General features: G+C 44.8%; 3 protein-coding genes. 1 reads left to right on the top strand and 2 read right to left on the bottom strand.

Annotated elements, in window-relative coordinates; all coding sequences use genetic code 11:
• Positions 1–603: 603 nt before the first annotated feature.
• Together CBD51_003940 and CBD51_003935 are read right to left on the bottom strand one after the other, a co-directional pair.
• The gene (locus CBD51_003940; GenBank protein RPG58978.1) at positions 604–1,080 is read right to left on the bottom strand and encodes a hypothetical protein; all 477 of its coding nucleotides are present in this window, start codon (positions 1,078–1,080) and stop codon (positions 604–606) included.
• A 191-nt stretch (positions 1,081–1,271) separates the two neighbouring features.
• Positions 1,272–3,326 carry a hypothetical protein gene (locus CBD51_003935; protein ID RPG58979.1) on the bottom strand — a complete coding sequence of 685 codons (2,055 nt, stop codon included), beginning with the start codon at positions 3,324–3,326 and terminating at the stop codon, positions 1,272–1,274.
• Between the two features lie 538 nt (positions 3,327–3,864).
• Here CBD51_003935 and CBD51_003930 point away from each other — a divergent pair.
• Positions 3,865–6,012 carry a hypothetical protein gene (locus tag CBD51_003930; protein RPG58977.1) on the top strand — a complete coding sequence of 716 codons (2,148 nt, stop codon included), beginning with the start codon at positions 3,865–3,867 and terminating at the stop codon, positions 6,010–6,012.
• Positions 6,013–9,593: the final 3,581 nt, after the last annotated feature.

Genomic DNA, 9,593 nt, shown 5'->3' with positions numbered 1-9,593 from the left:
CGGAGGAACACCACTTTGGAGTAGTGACAGCGAGATATTTTTTTGGAGCGGGCAAGGGAAACAGTATTCTTCTGAATTCAAAGTGGAGCAATCGCAAAGCAGCGACTTAGCTTCGATAAGATTTTTTGANCNNANGGAAATGTTTTCAAGNNAGCAGGNGAAAGGCAATAGAATCAATCCCGGTTGGCAGTACTCCTCAAAAAAGGATGAGTTTCTAATGGTTGCCTCAGGTGGCGAATTANCCTTCACTCAAGCCCAGCTTCTTGCTGAGCAAACGTTCGTCACTGTGGTTGAAAATTGGTTCCCTGAATTAGAGGCGCGAGCGCCAGAAGCATTCGACTAACGGCTGTCCTGGTCGAAGCTTACGACCTTGATGTCCTCGCTACACGCTATTCGAACCACGAGACGCCACCAGAACAACTAGCGAGGTGGGCCTTTTCGATCGCATCCAGAGAGAAGAACGAGTCCACATATAACGATATGTACTTTCTTTATAAATCAATTTACTTCATGGTGATGGTCTCTTCTTACAGATCATGCCGAGGCCGTTTTGATAGGGCATTGCACTAGGTGCATGTCATGCGCCCACCGAGAGTCTTATAGTTAGCCCTGCGGGCAGGCATCCGGGAATTCAACAAAGATACTTTGCAATTCAGCAGGAAAACTTGGCAGTCGAGTATCTAGTAGCGGCTTTAAAGAGCATAGTGCAGTAATCGCCTCTAAGTTCGTAATTATCTTTGCCATCCAAACGTCCTCGTTCATCAACCCTTGTGAATATTGATAATAATCGTTTTCCACAAGATACAGCCCGAGGTGAAAGAGGTTCCGTTGAATCACTTCATTTCTCGTGTACAAATCACCGTAGTTTGGGTTGCGCTCCCACACTATAGACTGCCAATCTGCTTCAATCTCATTTAGAGTATTTATCATTGCCATCGCATCCGAGCTTCGTTGTTGTTGCTGAGCTGCTTCAGCAATTCTTTGAGATTGGCGCATTTCCAACCCAACAAAGACTAGGGACCCGATTATTCCTACAATACCTAGTAACTGTATTAACGCGTTGATATCGATCTTTCTCATAATCTCTCATTCATAATTTGGAAAGCGTTAAGATGGTTAGGTTTTCGTATGGTTTAACTTTACAACTGCATTTCCGTAAGTAGGCACCAAGTGAGCAACTCCTTACAAATTTGGTGCAAACACAGAGATAAAGGACAAAGCTTTAATACGCCGAATGAAGGTCTGGCTTGTGTGAATTCCAATTAAGGAATTCAATTAAAAAGGTTCAAGATACGAGAATACTTGATCGCCATTTGTTGCGCGTTGGCCCTTGGACCAAACATCAAACTGCCCTCATCGACTTCATTAAAAACAATGTATAGACCAGCATTCGCTGACTGAAGCCAAGCGAAACGTAAATTAGTCGACAGCACATCATCTCGCTTATTGTATTGAACAAGAGTCTGAACAGTCATGCGCGGTGTAAACGCATACGTAGCTCTGAACCTAGCAATGTCTACTTCGAAGTCGCCCCCTTCGAATGGCAGATTTATATTACTGTGGCTCCAGGTTAGTTCGCTTGTAAATTTCTCACCTATTCGGTAGCGAATAGTCGAGTCAAGGTTTTTTCTTTCGCCGCCAAAGAATCCACCAATAAAGGATCGGAAATTTACACTTAATGGCGCACTCTGATTACTCCGATACACTAATTGAGCCTCTTTATGCTTGTAATTTCCAATGGGCACCACAACNCCCTTCACGATTTCAAATGGCTCAAACACCCCTTCCTGAGTGAAGTTAGTGCCTGTATGAATTTCCATACCACTGTTAAATTCCCAGTGATTATCTATGTGAAGATATCCGGTCTGTTGATTCCCTTCGAAGTCCCAGTAACCTCGATACGTCATATGGGGACGGACTTCCTGCAACCGCCCCCAATTCTGAGGGCGATATCGATAAAGCCAACGTGCAGTATACTTACGGAAATCTTTTCGAGCTAAAAATCCAACTTCTGGATTGAAGTTCTTGCCAACTTCAGAGTACCCAGCGTAGTTTGACCAATTCTCATCGTTGTAATTCCAAGTTATGCCTCCGGCAACATCATGATCACTTAATCTAGGCGTATCAGTTTTTGAAATCCAACCTCTAACCACGGTGTAATCACCAAATCCCCATCGGCCGTCGATCGCAAAGGTTCGATTTATGTCGTCAACTGAATCGTTACTCGTAAGACTGCCTCCAGCTCTTTCAACGAACATGAAGCCAAGTGCTGACCGGTTCGGTAGCTCTTGATTGAGCCGCAATACTGAAAAGTCATTTTGAGTAGCAGCCCCATCAATGCCTTCTGTTTGCATCCGTAGTAACCCAATATTGGTACTGTTGCCAACTTTTCCTGTCAGCCTTCCTCCAGTTTCAATTGGGAATTGCGTGCCAGCATCAATGCCGATGCGACGACTGAAGAAAAGCTCAACTTCGCGGGGCTCTCCAACAGCAAACTGGCCGGCATTTTCAAGAAAAAAAGGCCTTTTTTCTGGAAAGAATAAACTGAAGCGATCTAAATTTACTTGTATGTCATCCGCCTCCACTTGAGCAAAGTCAGTATTGAAAGTGGCGTCCAATGTCAGACTTGGCGTTATACCCCACTTTACATCAAGTCCGTATTCTTCCCGAGACTGAGCAGAGGATCGGAAGCCCCCTTGCTCGTTCAAGCTCAAGGCGTAAGGGGTTAATTGAAATAAACGTTGACTTGGTACTTCTATGCCTTCTAAGTAACCTGCTTCAGACACACGATTAAGGTTGAAGTTACGGTCCAGAGGTGCCCAGTAGCTCTCTTCGTTGTTGCGACGAATGTTTCGTTGAAAATTTATCCCCCAAGTCTGCGATTCGTCACCAAGGTACCTCAGAGCAAGAAACGGTATCGCGAATTCCGCACTCCAGCCTTCATCGAATATTTGGGCTTCTACTTCCCATGTCGTGTCCCAATTAAGATTAAATCCCCCGGTGCCACCACCACGGCCACCAAAACCACCACTGCCTCCCTCATTTATCACTTGTGCATCAAATTCCATTCCAGATGGATTAGTACCGAAAACATAGCCATTCTGCCGATCCAATAGGCCATCAATTATGATCCTGAAACTGTCGGTGTCATTGAGTGGAGAATCCCTTCGACTGTCTGAAACAATAATTGATTCTGGACTGTCATCGTAGGCCATGACGCCGACGTACAATTTCTCGTCATCAAAACCTATATATACGTCTGTGGGCTGCGTCGCCGCTAGTCCCTCGTTTGGGCGCACCTGGGTGAATTTGCTGTTGGGGGTAATATCAGTCCAGGCTGGATCGTTGATAATGATCCCATCTACCTTTGGTGGTCTGGATAGCCGGGTTGCCTGAGCAATCGGGCGCGGTGACGCAGAGTTGGATTCTTGAGCTTTTACTTCTGCAAAATTGGCTAAAAGTGGAATTGCCAATGTAGCGAGAGATAATGAATTTCGATCGATATTGCAAACGAGAATCCACGTAAAAGTGGAAAACCAACGGTTTCGCAACCACCTAAGGGAAAAAGTCATCACGACTTGCAAGCTGTCTCAAACAAACTGTAATCCCTAAAATACAAGTTGCTGCATTGCGCTTTGTCCTTTAAGGGAAAATACTAGCAAAATAAGTATCGCTGATAAAAGATGCTGGACCAAAAATTTTAGCAGCCCTGAATGACCAAAATTAGTGCATAAGGAAATATTTGGGGGCAGCGGATGTCACTAATACAAATTCGAAACTGTTCGCTTGCTTTCGTTCGCAACAGTGAATTTGGTAATATTGACCAACGCGGAAGTTTAAGTTCTAGTGACCTTGGGGGAAAAGATGCCAAGCCAATGGGAAAGGTTCAAGCAAAGCAATATTGCAAAAATAGTAATTGGCTACAGTTTGGTAGTCTGGGTGCTAATCCAGTTGATCGAGGCCGTGTTGCCCACGTTCGAAACACCCCTTTGGGTTGCTCAAACACTGACTTTCTTACTCATACTGGGGTTTCCAATAGCTCTGCTTGTGGGCTGGGCCTATGAGAAGTTGCCTGCTCAACATACTGATACTGACGGCGTAAAATCAGAGCCTCAGCCAGCACATTCAACTCCTAAGAAAACATTGGTCTTTGTTGGAATAGGGTCATGCGCCGTAATCGGGCTCTTTGGCTTCTATATGATGCCCTTCATCTTTGATCAGAGCTCTTTCACCTCCGAATCGAATTCATCGGTTAATATCGTACGAGACATTCCTTCCTATAATAGCCTTCGCTATGAAATCAACCTCGGCAACACTCGCGCAAGGGGGTGGGGAGCTCGAACTGATATCACGATATCGCCGAATGGAAGAACGCTCGTATATGCATCTTATGATCCCCCAACCCAATTTTTAATGCTCAAGGACATGACTAGTTTCGATGAGCCAACTATCCTCACTGAGTTGACGATGAACAATGTTTCGGGATACCCACAGTTTTCCAATGATGGTCAGTGGGTTTTTTACCATGAGGACGGCACTATTAAAAGAATTCGGGTGGAAGGTGGAACGCCTCAGACGGTAATAGCATCAGAGGCCGCTCCCAGCGGATTAGCCGTGCGAGGCCAAACGCTCGTCTACCTTGACGAAGAGTCCTCTAGTCTGAAATTTTTTGACATGGCATCGGAGCAAGCGACCCAAATAAAGGGTGACGATTCTGAGGACAAAAAATACGAATATACTTGGCCTTACCTCTTTCCCGATGGAAGATTTTTGCTTGCCACAAATGGAATTCGGGGTGGTTACGCAGATTCAAGCGTCGACCTAATCGATTTAACAACCGGAGATGTGAGAGAAATAATTCCCGTCGGCTACAAGGCGGTGTACAGCGAGTCGGGACATGTAATCTTTGCAAGAGGTGAAGCAATCTGGGCTCAGCCTTTTGATACATCGACAATGACAGTATCTGGTGACGCTGTACCTCTCATTTTTGACACGGAGATTTATGAGCAATATGGCAACGTTGGATATGCGTTGTCGAATGAAGGAAGAATGGTCTTCGTTAATGGAGGGATATCCGGAGTCGGACAGGGCAACGAGCGTCCTGTTTTTGTATCACGGAATGGTACTGAAAGAGAGTTACCGATTGAACTTGCTAATTATGGATCACCTCAGCTTAGCCCGGATAACAGGTTTTTATCAGTAATGCGGGTAGAAGAAGGAGGCTCAGATGTTTGGGTCTACGATATAGAAGCAGGAACCTTTGGAAGACGTACTTTTGATCTCACAAGCGGCAGAGCAATTTGGTCGGCCGACGGAGGTACACTTTTTTATCAATGCGAAAACGGTCTGACGGTTTGCACTGTAGCATCAAATGGAACCGCGCCTGCTCAGAAAGTTTTCAGCGTTCAAGGTTTAGCACTCCCCCACTACGAAACAAGCTCAGGGAGTTTGCTCTTGAGTGCTGGATCGAATCGTTCAGTCTTTAATGCAGACCTGAATGGCAATAGTGAAACCCTAATGACAAATCTGGCGCTTGGACCATCACTAAGCGAATTTGCTGCTTTGTCTCCAGATGAGAATTGGATAGCTTACTCGAGTAACGAAACAGGAATCTTTGAAGTGTATGTCAGACCTTACCCCAGTATAACCTCCGGTAAGTGGCAGATAAGCAGAAATGGCGGAAGATTCCCAATGTGGAGCAGCAACGAGTCAGAGCTATTCTGGTGGAACACGTACACTAACGAGATTAATGCCGCAAAGTATCAAACAAGGAATTTGGAAAATTCACCTGATGAATTTCAAATCTTCAATCCGGAACAGCTTTTCGCAGCTAACTACATGTCAAATCAATGGCCGCCTGTGGACTACAATTCCACTACGGACGAGTTCGTGTTTATAAAGGATACGCTAATCAACGCTGAAGACGTCGTCCAGAACTTAACGCATTTAGCAGTCATAGAAAACTGGTTCGATGAACTCAAGTTTCTTGTTCCCCCATCTCAACCCAAATAGTCTTTTCCACGGCTCCTTGGACCAAATTTGGACCACTGCGACGCAAGAAACAACAACTAATGACAACAAGTGGCAATAGAAAAGCTGTAGTGATACCTTATTTCAAGTGACGCAGGCTGTTGTGGTGAGTTGTNGTTGATTGTNTGCGAGGGACTCATAATCCGTCGGTCCCAGGTTCNAGTNNTGGNNGGCCCACCACTGAAAACTGTGAGACGAGCTCCCCGCAAAATATCACTATCCNAATAAATTCAACACCATGACTTGTCTGAAAGGTATGCCGAAGGAGAGCACTGCTAAAAAAATTTATGGGCAGGGAAGAATTGATATAGTGATCAACGGGTAGTGCACAAATATCAGCAAGTCCGCGTAGCTAAAGCCAGCCAGTAGTCCGGTTTGACGCACAAATCTAATTCAAAAAAAAGGAGGCTTACGCCTCCTTCCTTTTGCAAATGTAACCGCTAGGCAGCTACCCAAGAATTTCCCCGGTATACACCAGACAATATCTTGGATGACTTTCCATTTTCATTGGCAGTGTAACGAATACCCCTGTAGCAACCTGAGAAAGGAGTCACCCGTCCTCTGATTGATTTTGTGGTAGCGTCAGTTTTAAAGCCTCTGTAAAAAGAAATCATATCATCCTCCAGTTTTCGTTTCGATAAAATAGCATTTTAAAAATGCGTACCAGTCTCGCAACGCGTTCCTTCGGTAGATATCCACTCTCTTTGAGAGATTCTCAGGAATGAGAAAAGGATGGTCTAGCCCTACTTCCGTCTTATATAAAGATGAACGAACGCCTAGATTAAAGCGTTTTTTTCATTATTACAACTAAAAGGAAGAGAGACCTGCTCTTACGGATTGGCTGAAGGTGGCTGAGGCCAAGAGGGCTTTGTATGAGTATCGGAAGGATTAATTTGTCGGTATTTTTGACGGTACCTATATCAATAAAACTTTAAATATCCATATTTATCATATACTTATATAGTTTATTCAGTAGTACCCATAGCTACCAAACCACGTTATCAACCAGTACCAAAACGTACACAAAGCCCAGTAATCCTGGGCTTTTTACTTCAGTTATCTTTATTTTCCGGGAGTCACTTATTCAACCGCTTCGGCCNAGATAAGTCTAAAACTCAAATCAGTCGGGNTTTCTAACTCGAGNGAAACTNTGTAAGTCTCAGATTCTACNGTTACCTNNGGTATATCAAGCACTCCNACNTTGCNGTAATAGATGGAACTGGGAACTTCAGGCAGATTGATNCTNTCTACGGGGCCGACCNGGAAAAGTATTCCCGATGCGCTATTTTCAATCAGTTTCANGTCAAGCTTATACGCCTTGTCGTCCACCATGACCGAGGGTATTGAAAGCGAATCTANTGAGAATACNGCTTTTTCTCGCGTTATATCTTCGGGCGCTACAAAATTCATGTCAGGAANTATTGCTAANTGTTCAGNAATCGGTNAGGCTAAAAACTGGTTGAATTCANNGTTGAATTGATCGTAANTCAGGCCGAANGTGTCTTGAAAAGCACCAACNTACGTNAGTNTNTTTATCTTTGGCCACAATANCTCATGGAAAGCATTGATGTTNTTCACTTTGTTAGTGAGATAGGCTGAAGCCCACATTCCAAAAATATANGGATCNCACGAGTTGCCATANTTTAATTTNTCAATCTGGAAATTTGGGCAATTGGGGAGCATGCTNAGAATNCTTTCCATCTGAGATCGCATCAGGTNCTTCATAGAGAAATCTTCAACAGAGCCTTCAAAGATACCGAGTTTTGAAAGTTTCCTTATCGTATATTCACTGATGTAATTCGCAGAACCCTCCGCGAACGCTGTCGGACCGTATTCTGGCCTGACTGTATTGTTAGTCTCATCAACTATCTCTGTTTTCGAAAAAACGTGTTGTGCTTGCACAACGTGATAGTACTCATGAAATGCAAGGACAGCATTTTGATAGTCTTTAATATTCCAATCGGAAGGATTAGTGACGGGATCGAAAACGAAGGGCCAAGAGGCTTGGGTCGCTGTGTAGCCCCCGTTTCGGTCCATGCCGGCGTTTGCAGAGCTACTGGGTGAATTAACACTTACCTGCCGATATTGCTCCATCCAGCCCTCAAAGGTGCTCAGGTCGTTGGTGAAGAAAGTGCTGTTAGAAGAATCGGTCTTCCAATTCAGGCTAGCATGAGGATGCGCAGTCTGGCTCAAACAAATTGATTTAAGTCGATTCAGATCAGATCGAAATTGCTCGTAATACCAAAGTTGCCCCCTCTCTATTCTTCGATCACACCAAGCACTGGCCAGTTCGAGCATCGCATCAATTCCTTGCCCTACAGACCACCATTCCCACTCATATTTCCCAAAATACTTTACAGCGAGCCTCAAGTCTTTAGTTAAACCTTGCCTATTGAGTTCAGAGATATCGGAAGCAACAAAAAGTTCTGGGTAATCTTCAACTGACTGACCCCAGTCATCGGTACTTTTGAAAGGATTGAAGGGGTATACGTCGGCCACATCTGGGACGCTATCCCCATCGGAGTCGACACCCTGAGCCAGCGCTGCCACTGCGGACAAAAGTAAGAATGCGAAGATTATTCCCTTAGGAGTTTTCATATGTCGGTCGGTCTTTCCAAGCAAAGGTAAAACGTGTATCGGCTTGGTTGTTTCTCTATTCACCATACAAACACTGAGTAACTGTTTTGTGGACGAAACTAGCCAGAGTTATCCCTAAATCGTACAGTAACAAATCCACCCATAAGGAAACATGCCGATCATCCTACCCAAGAATGCGCCTAAGGGACTGCCTTAACTAAGTCGTGCTTCGAACTAACGCATTTGAATGCTACACCCTAGACGCTTTCTCGGCCGGCATACACGCTACCTTAGGACTAATTAGTACCCTTTATATTTTCCGTCCGCGTCGATAGGGAGGATCTTTATCTGTTCGCTGTAAGGTAGGTCCAAGAACACCTCGAATTCATCGTAAAATTGTTCGGGTGTCAGACCAAAAGAATCCTCGAAAGAAGCTCCCCAGCCCTTTGCTTGCAAATTAGGGAACATCGCGTCGATAAGTACACGATCGTTATCCACGTAATTGTAGAGCCAAGCGATTCCCCACGCTCCCAAACCATAAATAGCACCTTGTCCAATCTCGTGAGAGAAATCTCCTAATTTTAATCCCGGGTTCTGATTTCGGGCCTCCAAACCTCGTTGTAGTTCCATCTGCATTACGCACTCAAAGCATTCTGGTCTGGTCTTACCCTGAACTGAAACATAGCCCGATTGAATCTGTTTAGTCAGCGCGACCCATGACATGTAAACGGCAGAGCCCTCCACGAACCAGTCTGGTCCCTCAAGCGCTTTATCAGTCTCGAATAGCCTATTCCCATATTCATCTTTATTAGACAAATGAGATAAGTGGAGAACATGCCAATACTCATGAGCGGGAATTTCACTGAATCCATCAACAACGTACCAGTCTGAAAAACGGGGGTCTTTATAAAAATACCAAGGCGCGCTCGCCAGCACCAGATTAAAGCCCATGTGCGGCATGCCGCTCCGACTGGCACTCCCGTTGG

The organism is Flavobacteriales bacterium TMED191 (genome assembly GCA_002171975.2).
GTDB lineage: Bacteria > Bacteroidota > Bacteroidia > Flavobacteriales > TMED113.
This window is presented reverse-complemented; position numbering and strand designations above follow the sequence as displayed.